The following is a 19,595-nucleotide window of genomic DNA, read 5'->3' as shown; positions in this document are numbered from 1 at the left end:
TTGCGACACCCCAAAACTCGCAGCACCGCACCCTTGTACAAACAGTTACCCACAGACTCGCTTCCGAGTCAGGCTGAATCGGCCGTCTTTGATCCGGAAACGAGTCGCGGCATCGGTAAGCGCAGGGCAAGAAGTGCGAGAATGATCGTCAGATAGACCAGCGGCTCGATCTGGAACCCTTTGGCCAACATCACGTAGTGCAAGGCACCCAATAGCGCGATTGGGTACACCAGACGGTGGAGCTTGCGCCAACGCGGCCCTAACCTGCGCACCGACCAATTGTTGGATGTCACCGCCAGCGGCACCAAAAGAAGGAAGGCCGCCATTCCAACCGTGATGTAGGGACGCTTGAGAATGTCCGCCCAGATCTGACTGGGAAGCTGTACATCCAAGATCAGCCAAACCAAAAGATGCAGGCTTACATAAGAAAATGTCAGCACTCCGATCGCACGCCGGAACTTCATAAGGTTCAAACCAGTGAACCGGCGCAGTGGCGTGATTGCCAGACCAGCGATCAGAAGTTGCAGGGCCAGTTCGCCATAGCGATGCTCCAACGCTTCGATCGGGTCGATGCCCAACCCCCCGGTCAGTCCCAGATAGAACAGCCAGGGCGCAGGTAGCGCCCCAAGCAGGTAAATGGCCCATACCGGAATACGGCGGAATATCTGGTTCACGGCCTGCATGGTCTTAGTAGTTTTTGGCCAGATCCAAGCCTTCATACAGGCTGGCGACCTCTTCCTCATAACCGTTGAACATCAGAGTGGGGATTCGCTTGGCAAACAGGCCGCCCCCAATGCGACGCTCGGACGCCTGAGACCAACGCGGGTGATCTACATTTGGATTCACATTGCTGTAAAATCCGTATTCACGCGGGTTGGACATGTTCCAGCTTGTGGGCGGCTCTACGTCGGTCAGAGTGATGCGTACAATCGACTTGATCGACTTGAACCCATATTTCCATGGAACCACCAAACGCAAAGGCGCGCCATTCTGGTTCGGAATTGTTTTCCCGTAAATTCCTGTGGCCATGATCGTCAGCGGGTGCATCGCCTCATCCAGGCGCAACCCCTCACGATACGGCCATTCGAGAATTGGGAAGCGGGTTCCGGGCATTTCATCAGGGCGGTATGCAGTTTCGAAAGCCACATATTTCGCGCCTTCCTGAACACCGGCCATATTCAGCAAGTCGGCAAGCTCGAACCCGTTCCACGGAATGACCATGGACCAGGCTTCGACGCATCGGAAACGGTATATCCGCTCTTCGACGGTCATCTCTGACAGAATGTCCTTGAAGTCATACTCGCCCGGGCGATCCACCAAACCGTCTATCTTGACGCTCCAGGGCTCAGTCACCAGAGATCCGGCATATTTGGCAGGATCGTCTTTACCGGTCCCGAACTCATAATAGTTGTTGTAGGTGGTGATCTCTTCCCACGTGTTCGGTTCCAGCGCGTCTTGCGCCGCAGCCGGGCGCGCCATCGCGGTCAGTCCGACACCCGCCAGCCCGGCCATTACCTGCCGCCGGTTCAGGAACGCCACCTGCGGGGTGACGTCGGCTTGTGTCAAAGTATTGGTCCAGCGATGCGCCATATGGGTCTCCGTTAGGTACTTATGTCTGTGTTGACGTAATGCGCTGATAGCATAGCGCCAGCGAAACAGGCGTAACGATTGAGCGAAGTGACTGTAACGTTCTCAAATCGGACACCTCGCAAAGACCGGAGTATTCTGCCTGTACAGCTGTTCTTAACGACTGCTTTGGCCGAACTGTTTTCCGGAAACCTTTACAAAAGCGCCTACCAGACTGCACTCTGTCACGCAGGTATCGCACGCGATCCTGCGCGTTGCTTGCCTGCCATTGCAGCCGTATCGCTGCAGAAAGGGAGGAAGAATTATGTGTGACATCTGTGTAATGAGCGCCGTCAAAGAGAGGATGCTGTCTCGGCGTGGGTTCTTCAAAGCTGCGGCTGCAACAAGCGTTGCCGCCGTCGCAACCGGTGGCACGGCCCCTGCAGCTCTGGCCGCAGGACATGGCAGTGTCCAGGACATGACCCACACGCTCAGCCCGGAGTTTCCGACATGGGGCGGGGATCCCGGTATTTCGGCTGAACAGCCTTTCAACTTTGCAGATCACGGTTTCAACCTGTTCAACCTTTCGATCAATGAACATACCGGCACCCATATCGACGCTCCGCTTCACTTTTCGGCGGATGGCACCTCGGTTGATGAGATCCCTGTCAACGATCTGGTGGCCCCATTGTGCGTCGTGGATATCGCCGCCCGCGCGGCAGACGATGCAGACACACGTGTCACACCAGACGATCTGAAAGCGTGGATCGCAGCAAATGGAGACATCCCCGATGGGGCCTGCGTAGCGATGCATTCAGGTTGGGGCAGCAAGACCGCTACAGACGGATTCCGCAACTTCGATGGCGAAGCGCAGCACTATCCCGGCTTTCATGTCGAAGCGGCGCAGATGCTGATGGAGGACACCGGCGCGCGATCGATTGCTGTGGATACCCTGTCGCTGGATCATGGCATGTCAGCAGATTTTGCCACCCATTATGCGTGGCTGCCTTCAGGTCGGTTTGGGATTGAATGCCTGGCCAATCTGGATCGGGTGCCGGCATCCGGCGCGACACTTGTTATTGGCGCACCAAAACATGCAGGTGGCACAGGAGGCCCAGCGCGGATCTTTGCGTTGGTTTGAACTCACTGAATGATGACTGAAAGAACTCCACCATCCTGGTGGTGTTCTTGCCCTCATGGACGGCATTTGGACCTAACCGCACGCACGGTGACTGCGGATTGATACTGATCCTCAACAGAACCTGCTTCCAGATTAAACGCCCTCAGCTCTGCCAGCGCATCCGCCATTGGCGCCAAAGTCTCGCAGGGCTCCCCTAGCCAGGCTTCGTTAATCAGACGCACCTGCAACATTTTTTCCTGCATCAGAAACTGGCTGCCCGATCGTTCGATTTCTTCAACAAGCGGAACAGCCTCTCGCAGGTGCTGCCGCGCGGCTTCTATGTCCTGAGCAGGGCCTTGCGCAAATTGAATCCGCGCCTTGAGTATCTGTTGGTCAATCGCGTCGATCGGTTTCAAATCATCCACCGCGACTGTACTGGCAACCCGCAACGCGTCATCAGTCCGACTCTGCACCAACAATGCCTCTGCCAACGCATTGAGGTCGTGACGCTTCAGCATCTCGGGCTGTTCAACCCAGGTCAGATAAACAGTGTCGGTCAAACGCGCGATCTGACCGCGTTTCGCTTCGATCAGCGCAAAGGCGACATTTTCATCACCCTGAGTCTGAAGCTGATAAATCTCGCTGTTGATATCCTGTAGCTGGTCCAGTCGCGATATAGCCGTATTACGCTTTTCCTCGAGCCGGATGTTCTCGCGGCTGAGATAGAACTTGTCGAATTCCAGATAGGTTGTGAACAGCAGGGCCGGGATACCGATGATGTAGATGGCGTCTCGAATTTTGTCGGTGGAAAGCCGATCCCAAAAGGTCTTTGGTTTGGGCGTGGATAGTTTCGTAAGCAGGACGATTGCGTCTTCAATCTTGTCCAATCTCTGGTTCGCGTCTTCCTGAGACATAAGAAAATTCACTCGCAAAAAAGGTTCAAACAGTATTAGTTGCGCGCGCCCTAGCCGAATAATGCGGACGGCTAAGTCAGAATAACAAAAAACCCGCCGGAATGGCGGGTTTTCTGAGTTGGGAAATTAATGCACCACGGCATCATCAGGACGGGGTCGGTCTGACGTCCCAAGCCGGTCGCCTATGATCAGCCCGTCTGGACCCGCGGTGACGGGAACGGTCTCGCCATCCTTGATCTCACCAGCCAGCAGCGCTTCGGCCAGCGGGTTCTGAAGCGCGCGCTGGATCACGCGCTTCAACGGTCGGGCACCAAAGACCGGATCATAGCCTTCATTGGCCAGCCACTCCTTGGCACCGTCGTCCAGCACCAGCTCGATCTTGCGGGCGGCCAGACGTTTTTGCAGACGTGCCATCTGGATTTCGACGATGCCATCCATATCACCCCGCTTGAGGCGGTCGAAGATGATCGTCTCGTCCAGACGGTTCAGGAACTCGGGCCGGAAATGGGCCCGGACCGCATCCATCACATCCCGTCGTGCTTGCGCGCTGTCCGCACCTTCGGGCAACTGGCTGAGCGCCTGAGACCCAAGATTCGACGTTAGGATGATCAGCGTCTGCTTGAAATCCACGGTGCGGCCCTGACCATCGGTCAGCACGCCATCGTCGAGAACCTGCAAAAGGACGTTGAACACATCCGGGTGCGCTTTTTCGACCTCATCAAACAGCACAACCTGATAGGGCCTGCGCCGTACGGCTTCGGTCAGCACACCGCCTTCGTCATAGCCGACATAGCCCGGAGGGGCACCGATCAGACGGGCAACGGCATGCTTCTCCATGAACTCGGACATGTCGATACGGACCATCGCATTGTCGTCGTCGAACAGGAAGTTCGCTACGGCCTTGGTCAGCTCTGTCTTACCCACACCGGTCGGGCCGAGGAACAGGAACGAGCCCAGCGGGCGACCTTCGTCGTTCAGGCCCGCACGCGCGCGACGTACGGCATTGGCGACAGCGGTCACCGCAGCATCCTGACCGATCACGCGGGAATGCAGATCGTCTTCCATCCGCAGCAACTTTTCACGCTCACCTTCCAGCATTTTCGAGGTCGGAATACCCGTCCAGCGTTCGACCACAGCAGCGATCTGCGTCGGGCGCACCGTTTCCTCGGCCATCATGGCGTTGCTTTCGGCGTTTTCGGCCTCGGTCAGCTTTTTCTCCAGCTCGGGGATGACGCCATAGGACAGCTCACCGGCCTTGGCCAGGTTACCTTCGCGCTTGGCGATTTCCAGATCAGCCCGCGCTTTGTCGAGCTGCTCTTTCAGATCGCGGGTACCGGCCAGCTTGTCGCGTTCGGCCTGCCATTGAGCCGTCATCTCGGCAGATTTCTCCTGCAGATCGGCCAGATCCTTTTGCAAGGTTTCCAGTCGATCCTTCGAGGCCGCGTCATCTTCAAGCTTCAGCGCCTCTTCCTCGATCTGCATCTGCAGGATTTGGCGATCCAGCTGGTCGAGTTCTTCCGGCTTGGAGTCAACCTCCATCCGCAGGCGCGACGCTGCCTCATCAACAAGGTCGATGGCTTTATCTGGCAGGAACCTGTCAGTGATATAGCGATGCGAGAGCGTCGCCGCCGACACCAATGCCGAATCCGAGATGCGTACGCCATGGTGCAGCTCGTACTTTTCCTTGATGCCCCGCAGGATGCTGATCGTATCCTCGACGGTTGGCTCGGTCACCATCACAGGCTGGAACCGGCGCGCAAGGGCCGCGTCTTTTTCGACGTATTTACGATACTCGTCCAGCGTGGTCGCGCCGATACAATGCAGCTCACCCCGGGCAAGCGCAGGCTTGATCAGGTTGGCAGCATCCATCGCGCCGTCGGACTTCCCGGCCCCAACCAGCGTATGCATCTCATCAATGAACAGAATGATCTCACCAGCGGCCTCGGTCACTTCGGTCAGAACGGCCTTGAGTCGTTCTTCGAACTCACCACGGTATTTCGCGCCAGCAATCAGCGCGCCCATGTCGAGCGCGAGCAGCTTCTTGTCCTTCAGCGATTCCGGTACGTCGCCGTTGACGATGCGCAGGGCCATGCCTTCAGCAATCGCGGTTTTACCCACGCCAGGTTCCCCGATCAGAACCGGGTTGTTCTTGGTACGGCGCGACAGAACCTGCATCGAGCGGCGGATTTCCTCATCCCGCCCAATGATCGGGTCAATCTTACCTTCAGCCGCAGCTTCAGTCAGATCGCGCGCATATTTCTTGAGCGCGTCATAGCCCTCTTCCGCCGACGCCGTGTCAGCAGTGCGACCCTTGCGGATGTCATTGATCGCTTCATTCAGCTTCTGGGCGGATACAGCCCCTGCTTCCAAAGCGTCCTTGGCTTTGGATGTCACCATACACAGCGCCATCAGCACCCGTTCGACCGGCACAAAGCTGTCGCCCGCCTTGGTGGCGATCTTCTCAGCCTCGTCCAGAACTTTGGCGGTTTGGCCGTCCATGTAAATCTGGCTCGCGTCGCCGCTGACCTTCGGGATCTTACCCATGGCCGCGTCCAGCGCTTCAACCACGCGGTTTGGCGCGCCGCCTGCGCGTGTGATCAGGTTGCTGGCCAGCCCCTGATCGTCATCCATCAATGCTTTGAGTATATGTGTGGGCTCCAGCCTCTGGTGCCCCTCACGCAGCGCAATGGTCTGCGCAGCCTGCACGAATCCCCGTGCCCGCTCGGTGAACTTGTTCAAGTCCATGATATTCTCCTTTTCCAAGCGCCCCGTTTTGACATGCCCGCTTGGCAGCACATATCGGTCGAAGCCTCACATTCAATCTGGGAAATATCTTTGCCGGTTCAAGAGGCTAAGACGCAGAAATCACCGCTATTCGCGCTGTATGGTGTAAACGGTGTAACCCCCGGTCTCGGCAACCTGAACCGCACCCAGATCATCCACCAAAGACTGCGCCGCCGCACTTCCCGTCGGGCACGACACCAGATCGGCCGTGTGATCCAGGAAATTGCCAGTAAAGGCTGTTTCGCCCGTAAGCTGGCACCAATCATCCTCGGACCTGTAGCCACCCACAAGACGCAGATCATCATTCGCCGGTGCAGGAGCAGCCCCGGTTTCCGGTGTTTCGGGCGGGGTTTCGTCACATGCAGCCAGCGCAACCAATACGCCCAGCACAACCAGCTTTTTCATTTTCTGTCCCTTACTCTGAAATCAAGTGCTCAATGCCCGGCACGATAGCACAAAATGAACGTGTCCGCGCCCAGCCTCGAAGATGGACAGAACCGCCCGAACCCGTTAGGACGCAGACGTTTGCCAAAAAGGAGCGCCCCATGTCCGATGACCGTCTGATCGTAGCCCTCGATGTCCCCAATGCCCTGCAAGGTCTGGCCATGGCTGAACGGTTGGGCGACAGCGTGTCTTTTTATAAAATTGGTTTGGGTATGCTGACCGGTGGTGGTTTGGCTTTGGCCAACGAACTGAAACAAGACCACGGCAAACGCATCTTTCTGGACATGAAACTGTTCGACATCGGCAATACGGTGGAAAACGCCGTACGGGGGCTGGCGCAGTTCGATCTGGATTTTCTGACCGTGCATGGCGACCCGCATGTGGTGCGCGCCGCAAAAGAAGGGGCTTCGGGCAAAGACCTGAAAATCCTCGCTGTGACGATCCTGACTTCGCTGAACCGTGACGATCTGGACGCCAGCCTTCTGAAAGACGGCGACGTGCAAGATTTGGTTGTCGAACGCGCCGCCAAGGCGCTGGAAGCCGGAGCAGATGGCGTCATCGCTAGCCCGCAGGAGGCCGCCCTGATCCGCGCGCTGCCCCAAGCCGAAGGTCGCCTGATTGTCACCCCCGGTGTGCGCCCTGCCGGTGCTGCGCTGGGTGATCAGAAACGTGTGGCTACGCCAGCCAGTGCGATTCTGGATGGTGCAGATCACATCGTGGTTGGCCGTCCGATTTATCAGTCACAAGACCCGAAAGCCGCTGCCGAAGCCGTTCTGGCAGAGCTAAATTCTTTGAAAGTTCACTGACTGAACCAGATCAATTCGTCAGGTTTGCACGTTCGGTTTGCCAGATAACAAGTTGACCTTGCGTCACTTTGTGGGGAAACCGCGCCAAATCGTCCCTGTGCCGGAAAACACACATTCAAATTACGAGTTTTTGCGAAACCGTCATCGGCCTATCGAAACTTGGGAAATTCAGCGATTCTCGGGGCAATACTCCCCAACGAACCGCTTCTTCCTGAGGTTCGTTACTTCCCCCCGCCACGCAGCGGGGGGCTTCTTTTCAGAAGGCCCCACAGCAAAAACCGGAGCTTTGATCCAGCGCCGAAGCTGGTATAAGTGATGTCCTAGCCAACTGCGGAACGCATGAGGGCGCAGATGCCCGGTCTTTGCCGAGATTGCCTGACACCTTTGACAAACGAACGGCGCTGTCCGGTCTGCGGCAGCCCCAGGGTCAAGTTGCACCCCGAGCTCTTTGACCTGTCCATCGCTCATATGGATTGCGACGCCTTCTATGCATCGGTTGAAAAGCGCGACAATCCCGAGCTTGCGGACAAGCCTGTCGTCATTGGTGGCGGGAAACGGGGTGTGGTTTCAACGGCGTGTTACGTGGCCCGGATCCGGGGGGTGCGTTCCGCGATGCCCATGTTCAAAGCGCTGCAACTCTGCCCGGACGCGGTGGTAATCAAACCACGCATGTCCGTTTACGCCGAAGTGTCGCGCCACATCCGCGCCATGATGGATGAGTTGACGCCGGTCGTGGAACCACTGTCTCTGGACGAAGCGTTCATGGATCTGTCAGGCACTGAACGCCTGCACGGCGCGCCGCCCGCCGTCATGCTGGCGCGCCTGGTCAAACGCATGAAGGAGGAGCTGGGCGTGACAGGGTCCATCGGGCTGAGCCACAACAAGTTCCTCGCCAAGGTTGCGTCAGACCTCGACAAACCGCGTGGTTTTTCGGTGATCGGCAAGGCCGAGACGGCAACGTTCCTGAACGACAAACCCGTGCGGCTGATCTGGGGTATTGGCCCAGCGGCCCAAGAATCGCTGGACCGGGCGGGGATACGAACCTTCAACGATTTGCTGCGCTGGGATCAAGAGGCGCTGACGGAACGCTTCGGCGCGATGGGGTATCGCCTGTGGCATCTGGCCCGGGGGCAGGACAAACGGCGTGTCTCGGCTCATGAGCCTATGAAATCCATCAGCAACGAGACCACATTTTCTGAAGATACGGCCAACCCCGAGATCCTGGACGGGCATTTGTGGCGTATGGCACTGAAAGTTTCGGATCGGGCCAAGGCCAAAGATCTGGCCGGACGGGTTGTCACGCTCAAACTGAAGAAGGCCAATCACAAAACCCTGACCCGACGCGTGTCACTTCGCGATGCGACCCAGATCGCCGATAGGATCTATCGTACAGCAAAAGGGTTGTTTGATCAGGTGGGCGATCAGGGGCCTTACCGGCTTTTGGGATGTGGTTTGTCTGATCTGTGCTCGGCGGATCAGGCCGACATCTCGGGCGATCTGCTTGATCCGGGCGCTGCGCGCAGATCGCAGGCGGAACGGGCCACCGACGAGATCCGACAAAGGTTTGGCTCGGATGCCATCGTCAAAGGCCGCGCGCTGCGCTGAGGTTATTCGGCCGCCAAACGAACCGGTTCCGACCCGATGCTGGAGATTTCGCGCACCACCTGCCGCAAGAGCTTCGAAAATGCCATAAAATTGGCATTTGGCGTGATCTTCTCTTCGTTCATATAGAGTGAGCGGTCGATCTCGATCTGAATGGCGTGCTGATGGCGCCCCGGACGGCCATAGGTCTGGGTGACATAGGCCCCGGCGAACGGCGCGTTTCGCGCCACGATCAATCCTGCCGCAGCAAAGGCCGATTCAACAAGGTCCACGATTTCCGAAGAGGCTGACGCGCCAAACCGATCGCCTAACACAATATCCGGACGTTTGCTGCGCGCCGTACCGGCCATTGAAACCGCCTCGTGCGGCATCGAGTGGCAATCCACCAATATTGCCTGACCAAATTTCTCATGCGATTCGGCCAGCAGGGATTTCAATCGTGCGTGATAGGGACGCCAGTAGGTATCGATACGCAACCGCGCTTCATCCATGGTCAGCTTTCCGCTGTAGATTGCCCGACCGTTGGCCACGACGCGGGGAATCACCCCTAACCCAGAAGCGACTCGCGGGTTGTGCCCATGTCTGCGCGCACCGCTGATAAGGGCGGGGTCAAGCTCATCCAGACTGCGATTCAAATCCAGATACGCACGCGGCATGGCAGCCTTGATCAAGGGTGCACCGTATTCAGCAGCAGGGGCAAACAGTTGATCCACAAAGGCATCTTCCGACGACCGAATCACGTTTTGATTCAGCACCGAACGCTTTAGAAAGGCCTCAGGATACTCTCGCCCGCTGTGAGGGGATGAAAAAACCACGCATGAACTGCGGTTTTCGGGCATATCCAATACAAAGGCTGCGTTCTGCATGATCACTCCATGTTCGTAATCAACATAGACTGGAAAATTGTTCTTCCAAACCCCTTGAACCCCTGAACGACTCCTTTTATAGACCCCGCTACCGGCGCGGTGATCCGCGCCCCATTTCGTTATGGGGCAGGGCACGCAAAGGAAAAGTGGGCGGTTAGCTCAGCGGTAGAGCACTTCGTTGACATCGAAGGGGTCACAAGTTCGATCCTTGTACCGCCCACCATCTATTCACTGTTCCGGGCTTCCGGGGCACCCGACTAACCCAGGCGCTGGCCACGTCTTTGATGAAGGCGCCGCAGATTGGAGACAGACCATGAAGGTCAAGAACTCGCTCCGCTCGCTCAAGAACCGGCACCGTGATTGCCGTATTGTGCGTCGCAAAGGCCGCGTCTACGTGATCAACAAGACGCAGCGCAAGTTCAAAGCTCGTCAGGGCTAAGAACTGCTTAAATATCTTTTAAAGAACCGCGCTTTTCAGCGCGGTTTTTTTGTGCCTGACAACAATCTGCGAATGGCGAGCCTGCCGAACATGCGCTGCCGCTGTAATTCGCTCGCCAAAAGCGGCGAAGTCTTAACCTGACATTTCTCATTGTTATAAGTCGTTCTCGTGTTAACGTTTGATTGATTTATGATGTCAGGAGGTCTGATTTGGCCAACGATGACCCTCATGCAATATTTGGTACAACTCTGACGGACATGGTTGCCGATATCGGCAAAAGCGTTGCCCAGGCTGCGGAACAACTGAGCAGAGACCAGCTGGAAGCACTTAAGAACTATCCGCAGGAACTGCGCGACATGGGCATACCGCCTGTCTTTTATCATATGCAAGATGTCGACGTTGAACTGAAAGTGGTCATGGAAATGTCCAGCGAGCAAGGGGAAGAAGACAGGCTGTTCAGCTTTCTTTGGGGCCCAAAGCTGACGCAGACCGATACGCTCGACTCAAAAAGCGCGTCCACCATGCGCATGCGTTTTGTCCCCGGACCCGTTCACGAGGATGAGACCGGCAGGCCCGAAGATGGCTGATTCCGATCGAAAGCAACCGATAGAAGTTCGGGTTACCGAAATGCCCGAAGCGTTTACGCTTTTGCTCAAGTCTCTTTCGGACAGGCTGACCGCCATGGAGACACGTGAAAACGAACTAAGGCAGACCATCTCGGACCTGGAAGACAGGATTGATGAGTTGGAGGATGGCGGTGAAATGATGGTCGGGGCCGGTTTGCCGCCCGTGACGAACCCATTGGCCAGTGCTGCCGCCGAGGTGATGGCAGACGATAAAGACACGCAGATCGTCGACGCGCAGAAATTCTCGCAAGCACTGGGAGAACAGATTCTGGCCGGATCTAACGACAGCGACGATTTCACCATCGACAACGTGAAAGTCGAAGCCTTTGTTGGATTGGGTCAGGATGGTGAAACCGCCCAGATTGCGACCAATGCAAAGAAGCAGGTGATCAGCCAGAACGCTTCAAAAGTCACATTTTCCGTCAGGAGGCGGTCCCCCACGAAAATTATCAAGTAGACTGAATTTGGAACAGGAGTTCGAAGATGAGTATCGGGCAGGAATTGCTAAACGTCCCCTTTGCGGAAATGGTTCAAAAACTGGCCCTTTCCGTCGCCGAGTCGCAATCAGAACTGGATCGTCACTCGACCGATGTTGCCAAATACATGGCCGATCAGAAGATTATGCTGCCCGACCTGTCCAACCCAAGTGGACCCGGCAAAGAATTCAGCCTTGTTTCGATGGGTTTTCTTCCCGCGTTTTATGCCGTTCAGGAAGCTGAGATCGAAGTGAAAATGGCGATCTCGATGACGAAACAAAAGGAAAAGTCAGGCAGTGCATCCGTCAAAGGTGGCTGGGGTCCGGTGGCCGCACAGGTCAATGCCAGCTATTCCTCTCGCTACGCATACAGCCAGGAAGGCGCGAGCAGGTTGACCATCAAACTGGCACCTGCGGACCCCCCTATTCTGCTTCAGAAATATATGGAGGCCGTGACTGCGGCGATGCTTGCCGAAAATCCGGTCATGGGTGAAGACCCCGACCCAGAGCCTGAGCCGGCCCCACAGCCTCGCCAGGCTGGAAAACAATCAAAGAAACGACAGTAGCTTAGTCGTGGGCAGTTCAGATTGTCAGAATACAGGGCGGCACGTCGCAAAGGCGGCAATTTCGCGCCCGGCATGACGCAGCGCCAGCTCCACGAACATCGGCGGTTGACCCGAAAAAAGATGTAGGGAACTGCACCGTTTGGCGGGGGTTACCTGCGCCCGGCGCTTTTTAGAACGTGACCCCGGCGTGAATCAGAATCCCGATCACCATCAAGATGTTCAGAACCATTGAAATGCCATTGCCGACATAGATCGGCAGCTTCCCAACAATCAAACCGTAAGCGAACCACAGGAATGAGACAGCGGCATACAGCGACCATGACACCAAAGACTGGCCAGTCGCGTGTTCTGTATGCGTAAAATAGAGCTTCATCAGTTGCGGCAGGGTCGCAAATGGTCCGACGACACCTACAAAAACCATGAAGCTTTCGTAGCGGGCCATCCAATGTCCAAGGTTTGATTTTTCCAGTTTTTCCGCAAGTGTTTCGGGCATCAACTGATCCTTTTCGTGCACTACTCAATCCGACTCTGCCTGTCGCAGAAAAGCTGTAATGCCAAACTAACTCGCTCGGCCCCTGCGGCCAATACGTGCAAAAAAGTGTTTCAAGTTTCACCCAATACCTCTTTCTGACATTTACCCAACTATTTTCGTCGGATTTCCTTGCATCCCGCCGGGAATCGTATAATTGATCAAATCAGTCGGATTAATGTCCACTCTCTGAATTCAACAATGGGACGCATCATGCTGAACTCCTCCACCTGCATCGTCGCCGCACTGTCGGCATTGATTGCCACCTCCGCCGTCGCTGAAGGGGAACTGAACCTTTATTCGTCGCGCCACTATGACACCGATGAACGTCTGTATACCGATTTCGAAGACGCAACCGGCATCAAGATCAATCGCATCGAAGGCAAAGCCGACGAATTGATCGCGCGGATGGAAGCCGAAGGCACAAACTCGCCCGCAGACGTGATGCTGACCGTTGACACTTCGCGCCTAGCTCGCGCCAAGGACGCAGGCATCTTGCAGGCCATCGAAAGCGCAACCCTGGAAGAGCGCATCCCCGCAAATCTGCAAGACAGCGACAACCAGTGGTTTGGCTTTTCGCAGCGCGGTCGGATTATCTTTTACAACAAAGAAAACGTCACCAACCCACCGGCCACTTATGCCGATTTGGCCAAGCCAGAGTATAAGGGCCTGATCTGCATCCGCTCGTCGACCAACACGTACAACCAGACCCTGTTGGCCTCGATCATCACCCACCAAGGCGCCGACGCCGCGAAAACCTGGGCCGAAGGCATTGTCGCCAACATGGCGCGTGATCCACAGGGCGGCGACACCGACCAACTGCGTGGCATCGCATCGGGTGAATGTGACATCGCAGTCTCGAACACCTATTACTTTGCGCGGGCAATCCGCAAAGATGTTAAAGGCCTGTCTGCTGACCGTGACATGATCGGCTGGGTCTTCCCGAACCAGGAAGGTTATGGAGCCCACATGAATCTGTCAGGCGGCGGCGTTGCGGCAAACGCGCCGAACAAAGAAAACGCGATCCTCTTCCTTGAGTATCTGGCAGGCGATCAGGCGCAGCAATATTTCTCGGCAGGTAATGACGAATACCCGGCTGTACCTAGTGTCGCGCTGGCCGAGTCTGTCGCTACCTTGGGCGAGTTCAAGGCTGACGAAGTGAACCTATCCGAAGTTGCCAAGAACATTCCCGAAGCGCAAAAGATCTTTAACGAGGTTGGCTGGAAGTAACCTTCCAATTCGACGCAAACCACAAAGGGTGCGAGGTTTCCGCACCCTTTTTTCATTTACAGTTTATTTGTTTTGGAATATCTTTCTCATATCTGGAATTTTTTCTATTATATGATTTATGCTCGACACGCTCTCGAACCGCCTTGCCAGCCGATTGAATGAACTCCGCCGCGGGCGTGGATGGTCTCTGGACCAATTGTCTGAGCACAGTGGCATCAGTCGCGCCACCTTGTCTCGGATGGAGAAGGGCGACGTCAGCCCTACGGCAGAAAACCTTGGTCGTTTATGTGCCGCATACGATTTACCGATGTCACGCCTGTTGATGATGGTCGAAGACAGTTTTGACCCCAAGGTTCCGTTTGAACATCAGACGGAATGGAGCGATCCCGAAACGGGATACACCCGCCGCGCCGTGTCTCCTCCTGCGAACGGTCTGAACGCTGAGGTCGTGGAGGGCCACCTGCCGCGTAACACCGTGATCACGTACGAGACGCCGCCCAAGTCGGGGCAAGAACATCACCTGATCCTGATCGATGGCGCGCTGACGTTGACGGTTGACGGAACGCCACACGATCTGAGCGCAGGGGATTGTCTGCGTTATCATCTATCTGGTCCGACCCGGTTTGAAACAGGCGCTGAACGAGGCGCACGGTATCTACTGGTGCTGGTATGATCACACGTCTGATTTGTTCAGAATTCGATGCCGCCTTAGATGATCTGGCAGAGATTTTGCACGCCTGTGTCCATGACGGGGCCAGTATTGGGTTTATCCTGCCCTTTGCGCAGGAAGACGCGCGAAACTATTGGCAGCAGAACGTGCGGCCGGGATTAAACGCGGGCGCTTTAGAGATCTTCGCGGCCTATGACGGCGCGCGCGTTTTAGGTACCGTGCAACTTGTCCCGGCAGCCATGCCCAACCAACCTCACCGTGCGGATGTCGCAAAGCTGCTGGTTCATCCAAACGCGCGGCGTCGCGGGTATGGCCGCGCTTTGATGGCGGCGCTTTTTCAACACGCCCGCAGCTTGCACCGCACGATGCTGGTGCTGGATACGCGCAGCAGCGATCCCTCACGGATGCTGTACCAAAGCCTCGGGTTTCAAATTGCAGGGGAAATACCGAATTATTGCCGCAATCCGTTCGAACCCAGTTTGGAACCGACCACGTACATGTACAAAGACCTGTCCGTCTGAAGATGGGCGACGCGGCTATTCTGCTGCCGTAACCTTTTCCGGAAACTTGTTTGGTAACAACCCCAGACGACGCGCGTGCCGGACATCGGCCAACAGGTCCCGCTCGGCAGCTTCGAACAAATCCTCTGGGTCGTCGAGCACAAAATACCCCATCTGGTGCATGTCGATCCGATAAGGCGTGCGCAGAATTGTCAGGATGTCAAACGCGTCGCGATCCGGGATGTCACTGGTTACGGCATAAACCAGTTCAGTCGGCGACGACGCCAGCCCCGATCCCAAAGCCTTGATCTGACCGTCCTGTCGGCGAAGCCCAAATTCGATGGAAAACCAGTATAGCCTGATCAGCCAGGCGTAATCTGCATCCGTCGCCTGCTGGCCTGCCTTGCCGATGGCGTGGCTGAACGCGGCAAAACGTGGGTCACTGAGCAGCGGGGTGTGGCCGAAGATCTCATGAAAAATATCCGGCTCTTCGATATAGTCGAAGTCCTCGCGCGACCGAATGAACGAGGCTGCCGGAAACACGCGATCCGCGAGCATACCAAAGAACGTCTTGAAGCCGATCAGGGCCGGAACCGGCTGCACCCGCCACCCCGTCAGGTCCAGAAGCCGATCCGAGATATCAGCGCAAGACGGCACCTTGGTCTTTGGCAACTCAAGACGCGCCAGCCCGTCCAGATATTCGCGTGCCATATAGCGCTGAACATTATCCTCCTGCGCTGCGTATAGATCGGCCCAAACGGCGTTTTCTTCATCCGTATAGGCGATATGGCCACGCGCGTCGGCGACTTTGGCGACGTATTTGGTCGATTTTGGCATCCGCTTCCTCCTGCTGAGGAACAGGATACCGCGTCACACGTGGGAGATTTGTTTTGATTACTGACTATTTCTCGCTAATTTGATTGAAATAGATCGGAAAACTTAAGTTTGCGAAACATATGCTTCATCCTGCTGACATCGATATCCTGCGCGAGCTTCAGATCAGTGGACGTCTGTCTATGCAGGAGCTGGCGGACCGAACCGGGTTATCGGCCTCGCAATGCTGGCGGCGTGTTCGCGATCTTGAAGCGTCCGGAGTTGTTACAGGCTATCGCGCGCAAGTGCCCGCCAAGGCCGTTGGGCTAAACGCCATCGCGTATGTCCATGTTGCGCTTAAGGATCACCAGGAAAAGAGCATTGCAGATTTCCTGCGTTTGGTCGAAACCGAACCGCAGATTGTTGAATGTGCATCGATCACCGGGGATCACGATTTCATACTGAAAGTCTATGCGAAAACGCCCGAAGATCTGGAGGTCTTCATCATGCAACGACTCTTGAAGTCCGGGCTGGTCCGCGACACGCGCAGCAATTTTGTACTTCGCCAAACCAAGACCCGTGGACCGTTGCCTATTCTTTGAATGCGGATCGCCTTTTCGGCAAACGCAACCGCAGCTTGAATTCAACGAATGAAAACGCCCGGTCACCTGCAGGGTGCCCGGGCGAAGTATTCTCAGCGTCGACGGCGGCGTTTAGAAGTGCGCTGACTTCGTGCCCGCTGGCTTTTCAGTCGAAGGCGCGAATTTGGTCAAGTCGATGCCTTCAACAGCGGTCTTGTACTCGTCGATATTTGGGGTGCGGCCCAAGATAGCCGACAGCACGACAACCGGGGTCGAGGCCAGCAGACTTTCACCCTTCTTGTCTGGCGCATCCGCCACGACACGGCCCTGGAACAGGCGGGTCGAGGTGGCCAGAACCGTATCCCCCTTGGCGGCTTTTTCCTGGTTGCCCATGCACAGGTTACAACCCGGACGTTCCAAGTAGAGGATGTTTTCGTACTCGGTGCGGGCATTCTGTTTCGGGAAAAGATCGTCGAATTCGAAGCCCGAGTATTTCTCAAGCACTTCCCAGTCACCCTCTTCTTTCAACTCGTCGATGATGTTGTAGGTTGGGGCCGCGACGACCAGCGGCGCCTTGAATTCGACCTTACCGGCTTCCTTCTCAAGGTTCTTCAACATCTGGGCGACAATCTTGATGTCCCCCTTATGCACCATGCACGAACCAACAAAGCCCAGATCGACATGCTTTTCGGCTTTGTAGTACGAGATCGGGCGGATCGTGTCGTGGGTATAGCGCTTGGAAACATCGGCATTGTGAACATCCGGGTCGGCGATCATCGGTTCAACAATCTGATCCAGATCGACGACGACTTCAGCGAAGTATTTCGCGTTGTCATCCGGCTGCAGCGCGGGTTTTTCACCCGATTTGATCTCGGCGATGCGCGCGTCCGCGATGTTGATCAGCTTTTGCAGCATGCCGTTTTCATGCTCCATGCCCTTGTCGATCATGATCTGGATGCGCGACTTGGCCAATTCCAGCGAACCGATCAGGGTCTCATCATTCGAGATACAGACCGATGCCTTGGCCTTCATCTCGGCTGTCCAGTCGGTGAAGGTGAAGGCCTGATCCGCCAGCAGCGTGCCAATATGCACTTCGATCACACGACCCTGGAACACGTTGTCGCCGTGCTGGTCCAGCATTTGCGCCTGGGTTGCATGCACCACATCGCGGAAGTCCATGTGATCGGCCATTTTGCCTTTGAAGGTCACCTTGACCGACTCCGGGATCGGCATCGAGGCTTCACCGGTCGCCAGTGCCAGCGCAACAGTGCCCGAGTCCGCGCCAAAGGCGACGCCTTTGGACATGCGGGTGTGGCTGTCACCGCCGATAATGACCGACCAGTCATCCACGGTGATGTCGTTCAGCACCTTGTGGATCACGTCGGTCATCGAATGATAGACGCCTTTGGGGTCACGTCCGGTGACAAGTCCGAAGTCATTCATGAACTTCATCAGGCGTGGCGTGTTGGCCTGCGCCTTGGCATCCCAGACCGATGCAGTGTGGCAGCCGGACTGATAAGCCCCATCAACGCTGGGCGCCACAACGGTCGCGGCCATCGCCTCAAGTTCCTGCATGGTCATCAGACCGGTGGTGTCTTGCGAGCCGACAATGTTGACCTTCACGCGAACGTCCGAACCCGCGTGCAGGGTTTTGCCCGGCGTGGTGCCCAATGCGTTCTTGTTAAAGATCTTCTCGACTGCGGTCAGGCCCTGGCCTTCGTGGCTGATTTCCTTGGACGGGGCAAAGACCAAAGGTGCTTCGACACCCAGCGTCTCGGCCGCAAATGTTTGCAGCTTCTTTCCAAAGACAATGGCGTAAGAGCCCCCGGCCTTCATGAATTCCACTTTTTGCGGGGTAAAGGACGAGGATACGTCGACCAACTCATCGCCATCTTCGCTCAGCAGTTTGTGGTCTTTGGTGTTGATCTTCAGAACCGTGCCTGTGGCGACCGAGTACTTCTCTTCCAAGATCGGGTTGCCGTCATTGTTCAGGATCGCATTGCCGTACTCGTCCACCTTTTTAACCCAGTTCTTCAGGTCCAGACCGATGCCACCGGTTACACCGACGGTGGTCAGGAAGATCGGAGAGATGCCATTCGTACCCGCGACGATTGGGGCAAAGTTGACAAACGGCACATAGGGGCTGGCTTGCTTACCGGTCCAAAGCGCCACATTGTTTACGCCGGACATACGTGAAGAACCAACACCCATGGTTCCTTTTTCAGCGATCAGCATGACACGTTTGCCGGGGTGCTGAAGCTTCAGATCCTGAATTTCCTGCTGCGCCTTTTCCGAGATCAGGCACTTGCCGTGCAGTTCGCGGTCGGCGCGCGAGTGTGCCTGATTGCCCGGCGACAGAAGGTCTGTGGAAATGTCACCTTCGGCAGCAACATATGTGACGATTTCGATTTCCTCGTCGATGTCGGGCAGCTTGGTGAAAAACTCGGCCTTGGCATAGCTTTCCAAGATATCCCGCGCGACGGTGTTGCCGCCCTTGAGCGCGGCCTTCAGTCGGTCGGTGTCGGCGTCGTACAGGAAGACTTGTGTTTTCAGCACTTCCGCCGCTTTGCCAGCAACTGCGGCGTCATCGCCCAGCGCAAGGTCCAGAAGAACCTCGACCGAGGGGCCACCTTTCATATGCGACAACAGATCGAACGCAAAGTCCTGCGAGATTTCTTCGACGTCAGCTTCGCCCAGAATGACCTCTTTCAGAAAGCTGGCCTTTTCGCCAGCCGCGCTGGTTGTGCCGGGCAGCGTATTGTAGATGAAATAGTTCAGCGAGTCTGCGCGATGTTCGTTCTGGGGATCACGGATCTGATCAATGATTTCCTTCGCCAAAGCCCCATCATCGATGGGTTTTGGGCTCAGGCCCTGCTCTTTGCGGGTTTCGATTTCATTCAGGTAATCAGTATAGAGGCTCATGACGGGTCCGACCATTTAGCTGGGTGTACCGGCAGTCAAAAGGCCGGCACTTTCAATTTGTATGCGGCGGTATACTAAAACTGTGCCACATGCAAGTCCCAGACCTGCGACCCGGTGTCCTGAGCCGGTTGCAGCCTGCCAA

20 protein-coding genes and 1 tRNA gene are annotated in these 19,595 nt (G+C 56.2%); 12 read left to right on the top strand and 9 right to left on the bottom strand.

Translation table 11 applies throughout. The annotated features are described in order from the left end of the window. Positions 1-68: 68 nt before the first annotated feature. The gene (gene msrQ / locus GS646_RS00770; protein WP_171188207.1) at positions 69-683 is read right to left on the bottom strand and encodes a protein-methionine-sulfoxide reductase heme-binding subunit MsrQ; all 615 of its coding nucleotides are present in this window, start codon (positions 681-683) and stop codon (positions 69-71) included. A gap of 4 nt (positions 684-687) precedes the next feature. Next, complete coding sequence (gene msrP, locus GS646_RS00765; protein WP_171648800.1) at positions 688-1,590, bottom strand: protein-methionine-sulfoxide reductase catalytic subunit MsrP; 903 nt, start codon at positions 1,588-1,590, stop codon at positions 688-690. Positions 1,591-1,891: 301 nt separating this feature from the next. Here msrP and GS646_RS00760 point away from each other — a divergent pair, with 301 nt between their 5' ends. Beyond that, the gene (locus tag GS646_RS00760; RefSeq protein WP_171187885.1) at positions 1,892-2,707 is read left to right on the top strand and encodes a cyclase family protein; all 816 of its coding nucleotides are present in this window, start codon (positions 1,892-1,894) and stop codon (positions 2,705-2,707) included. A gap of 53 nt (positions 2,708-2,760) precedes the next feature. On the opposite strand, the gene GS646_RS00755 is transcribed toward GS646_RS00760, so the two are convergent. From GS646_RS00755 to GS646_RS00745, 3 genes are all read right to left on the bottom strand, one after another. Continuing rightward, a complete protein-coding gene (locus tag GS646_RS00755; RefSeq protein ID WP_171187887.1) occupies positions 2,761-3,600 on the bottom strand; it encodes a hypothetical protein in 840 nt (279 codons plus the stop codon). A 126-nt stretch (positions 3,601-3,726) separates the two neighbouring features. Further along, a complete protein-coding gene (gene clpB / locus GS646_RS00750; protein ID WP_171187889.1) occupies positions 3,727-6,345 on the bottom strand; it encodes an ATP-dependent chaperone ClpB in 2,619 nt (872 codons plus the stop codon). A gap of 126 nt (positions 6,346-6,471) precedes the next feature. Next, positions 6,472-6,789 carry a hypothetical protein gene (locus GS646_RS00745; protein ID WP_171187890.1) on the bottom strand — a complete coding sequence of 106 codons (318 nt, stop codon included), beginning with the start codon at positions 6,787-6,789 and terminating at the stop codon, positions 6,472-6,474. A gap of 140 nt (positions 6,790-6,929) precedes the next feature. Here GS646_RS00745 and pyrF point away from each other — a divergent pair, with 140 nt between their 5' ends. Further along, positions 6,930-7,634, top strand: coding sequence for an orotidine-5'-phosphate decarboxylase (pyrF, locus tag GS646_RS00740; protein WP_171187892.1), 705 nt, complete (start codon positions 6,930-6,932; stop codon positions 7,632-7,634). Between the two features lie 351 nt (positions 7,635-7,985). After that, positions 7,986-9,239, top strand: a complete 1,254-nt coding sequence (locus tag GS646_RS00735; protein WP_171648798.1) for a DNA polymerase IV — start codon at positions 7,986-7,988, stop codon at positions 9,237-9,239. A 2-nt stretch (positions 9,240-9,241) separates the two neighbouring features. Here the strand turns inward: GS646_RS00735 and GS646_RS00730 are convergent, their stop codons facing one another. Next, the gene (locus GS646_RS00730; RefSeq protein WP_171096691.1) at positions 9,242-10,102 is read right to left on the bottom strand and encodes an N-formylglutamate amidohydrolase; all 861 of its coding nucleotides are present in this window, start codon (positions 10,100-10,102) and stop codon (positions 9,242-9,244) included. 148 nt (positions 10,103-10,250) lie between these two features. Here GS646_RS00730 and GS646_RS00725 point away from each other — a divergent pair. From GS646_RS00725 to GS646_RS00705, 5 genes are all read left to right on the top strand, one after another. Then, a tRNA-Val gene (locus tag GS646_RS00725) sits at positions 10,251-10,325 on the top strand. 90 nt (positions 10,326-10,415) lie between these two features. Then, positions 10,416-10,541, top strand: a complete 126-nt coding sequence (gene ykgO / locus GS646_RS00720) for a type B 50S ribosomal protein L36 (RefSeq protein ID WP_008755722.1) — start codon at positions 10,416-10,418, stop codon at positions 10,539-10,541. Positions 10,542-10,750: 209 nt separating this feature from the next. Further along, complete coding sequence (locus GS646_RS00715) at positions 10,751-11,128, top strand: hypothetical protein (RefSeq protein ID WP_171096693.1); 378 nt, start codon at positions 10,751-10,753, stop codon at positions 11,126-11,128. Next, positions 11,121-11,624 (top strand): hypothetical protein, encoded by a 504-nt coding sequence (locus GS646_RS00710; protein ID WP_171187896.1) that lies wholly within the window; start codon positions 11,121-11,123, stop codon positions 11,622-11,624. The genes GS646_RS00715 and GS646_RS00710 overlap by 8 nt, the downstream gene beginning before the upstream one ends. A gap of 26 nt (positions 11,625-11,650) precedes the next feature. Next, positions 11,651-12,208 carry a hypothetical protein gene (locus GS646_RS00705; RefSeq protein WP_171187898.1) on the top strand — a complete coding sequence of 186 codons (558 nt, stop codon included), beginning with the start codon at positions 11,651-11,653 and terminating at the stop codon, positions 12,206-12,208. Positions 12,209-12,377: 169 nt separating this feature from the next. Here the strand turns inward: GS646_RS00705 and GS646_RS00700 are convergent, their stop codons facing one another. Further along, positions 12,378-12,701 carry a SemiSWEET transporter gene (locus tag GS646_RS00700; RefSeq protein ID WP_171096698.1) on the bottom strand — a complete coding sequence of 108 codons (324 nt, stop codon included), beginning with the start codon at positions 12,699-12,701 and terminating at the stop codon, positions 12,378-12,380. A 249-nt stretch (positions 12,702-12,950) separates the two neighbouring features. On the opposite strand from GS646_RS00700, the gene GS646_RS00695 reads away from it, so the two are divergent. The 3 genes from GS646_RS00695 (at position 12,951) to GS646_RS00685 (ending at position 15,158) form a co-directional block, all read left to right on the top strand. After that, the gene (locus GS646_RS00695) at positions 12,951-13,967 is read left to right on the top strand and encodes a Fe(3+) ABC transporter substrate-binding protein (RefSeq protein ID WP_171648802.1); all 1,017 of its coding nucleotides are present in this window, start codon (positions 12,951-12,953) and stop codon (positions 13,965-13,967) included. 118 nt (positions 13,968-14,085) lie between these two features. After that, the gene (locus GS646_RS00690) at positions 14,086-14,640 is read left to right on the top strand and encodes a helix-turn-helix domain-containing protein (RefSeq protein WP_171648796.1); all 555 of its coding nucleotides are present in this window, start codon (positions 14,086-14,088) and stop codon (positions 14,638-14,640) included. Further along, on the top strand, positions 14,637-15,158 hold the full coding sequence (locus tag GS646_RS00685; RefSeq protein ID WP_171648794.1) for a GNAT family N-acetyltransferase: 522 nt from the start codon (positions 14,637-14,639) through the stop codon (positions 15,156-15,158). Before GS646_RS00690 ends, GS646_RS00685 begins: the two co-directional genes overlap by 4 nt. Before the next feature lie 15 nt (positions 15,159-15,173). Here GS646_RS00685 and phhA read toward each other — a convergent pair whose 3' ends face one another. Beyond that, on the bottom strand, positions 15,174-15,974 hold the full coding sequence (gene phhA / locus GS646_RS00680) for a phenylalanine 4-monooxygenase (protein WP_171648792.1): 801 nt from the start codon (positions 15,972-15,974) through the stop codon (positions 15,174-15,176). Positions 15,975-16,093: 119 nt separating this feature from the next. Between phhA and GS646_RS00675 the strand changes: the two genes are divergently transcribed. Further along, on the top strand, positions 16,094-16,552 hold the full coding sequence (locus GS646_RS00675) for an Lrp/AsnC family transcriptional regulator (protein ID WP_171096703.1): 459 nt from the start codon (positions 16,094-16,096) through the stop codon (positions 16,550-16,552). 111 nt (positions 16,553-16,663) lie between these two features. Here GS646_RS00675 and GS646_RS00670 read toward each other — a convergent pair whose 3' ends face one another. Continuing rightward, positions 16,664-19,453 carry a bifunctional aconitate hydratase 2/2-methylisocitrate dehydratase gene (locus GS646_RS00670; RefSeq protein WP_171648790.1) on the bottom strand — a complete coding sequence of 930 codons (2,790 nt, stop codon included), beginning with the start codon at positions 19,451-19,453 and terminating at the stop codon, positions 16,664-16,666. Positions 19,454-19,595 lie beyond the last annotated feature (142 nt).

Source organism: Ruegeria sp. HKCCD4315, from assembly GCF_013112245.1.
GTDB lineage: Bacteria > Pseudomonadota > Alphaproteobacteria > Rhodobacterales > Rhodobacteraceae > Ruegeria.
Note: the sequence above shows the minus strand (reverse complement) of the source record. Positions and strands in the feature narration are given on the sequence as shown.

Coding starts and splice junctions, on each gene's coding strand:
- ykgO (WP_008755722.1), top strand. CDS start 10,416: ATGAAGGTCAAGAACTCGCTCCGCTCGCTCAAGAACCGGCACCGTGAT.
- GS646_RS00735 (WP_171648798.1), top strand. CDS start 7,986: ATGCCCGGTCTTTGCCGAGATTGCCTGACACCTTTGACAAACGAACGG.
- GS646_RS00685 (WP_171648794.1), top strand. CDS start 14,637: ATGATCACACGTCTGATTTGTTCAGAATTCGATGCCGCCTTAGATGAT.
- GS646_RS00700 (WP_171096698.1), bottom strand. CDS start 12,701: ATGCCCGAAACACTTGCGGAAAAACTGGAAAAATCAAACCTTGGACAT.
- GS646_RS00670 (WP_171648790.1), bottom strand. CDS start 19,453: ATGAGCCTCTATACTGATTACCTGAATGAAATCGAAACCCGCAAAGAG.
- GS646_RS00730 (WP_171096691.1), bottom strand. CDS start 10,102: ATGCAGAACGCAGCCTTTGTATTGGATATGCCCGAAAACCGCAGTTCA.
- pyrF (WP_171187892.1), top strand. CDS start 6,930: ATGTCCGATGACCGTCTGATCGTAGCCCTCGATGTCCCCAATGCCCTG.
- GS646_RS00695 (WP_171648802.1), top strand. CDS start 12,951: ATGCTGAACTCCTCCACCTGCATCGTCGCCGCACTGTCGGCATTGATT.
- GS646_RS00675 (WP_171096703.1), top strand. CDS start 16,094: ATGCTTCATCCTGCTGACATCGATATCCTGCGCGAGCTTCAGATCAGT.
- GS646_RS00745 (WP_171187890.1), bottom strand. CDS start 6,789: ATGAAAAAGCTGGTTGTGCTGGGCGTATTGGTTGCGCTGGCTGCATGT.
- msrQ (WP_171188207.1), bottom strand. CDS start 683: ATGCAGGCCGTGAACCAGATATTCCGCCGTATTCCGGTATGGGCCATT.
- GS646_RS00705 (WP_171187898.1), top strand. CDS start 11,651: ATGAGTATCGGGCAGGAATTGCTAAACGTCCCCTTTGCGGAAATGGTT.
- GS646_RS00755 (WP_171187887.1), bottom strand. CDS start 3,600: ATGTCTCAGGAAGACGCGAACCAGAGATTGGACAAGATTGAAGACGCA.
- msrP (WP_171648800.1), bottom strand. CDS start 1,590: ATGGCGCATCGCTGGACCAATACTTTGACACAAGCCGACGTCACCCCG.
- phhA (WP_171648792.1), bottom strand. CDS start 15,974: ATGCCAAAATCGACCAAATACGTCGCCAAAGTCGCCGACGCGCGTGGC.
- clpB (WP_171187889.1), bottom strand. CDS start 6,345: ATGGACTTGAACAAGTTCACCGAGCGGGCACGGGGATTCGTGCAGGCT.
- GS646_RS00760 (WP_171187885.1), top strand. CDS start 1,892: ATGTGTGACATCTGTGTAATGAGCGCCGTCAAAGAGAGGATGCTGTCT.
- GS646_RS00710 (WP_171187896.1), top strand. CDS start 11,121: ATGGCTGATTCCGATCGAAAGCAACCGATAGAAGTTCGGGTTACCGAA.
- GS646_RS00690 (WP_171648796.1), top strand. CDS start 14,086: ATGCTCGACACGCTCTCGAACCGCCTTGCCAGCCGATTGAATGAACTC.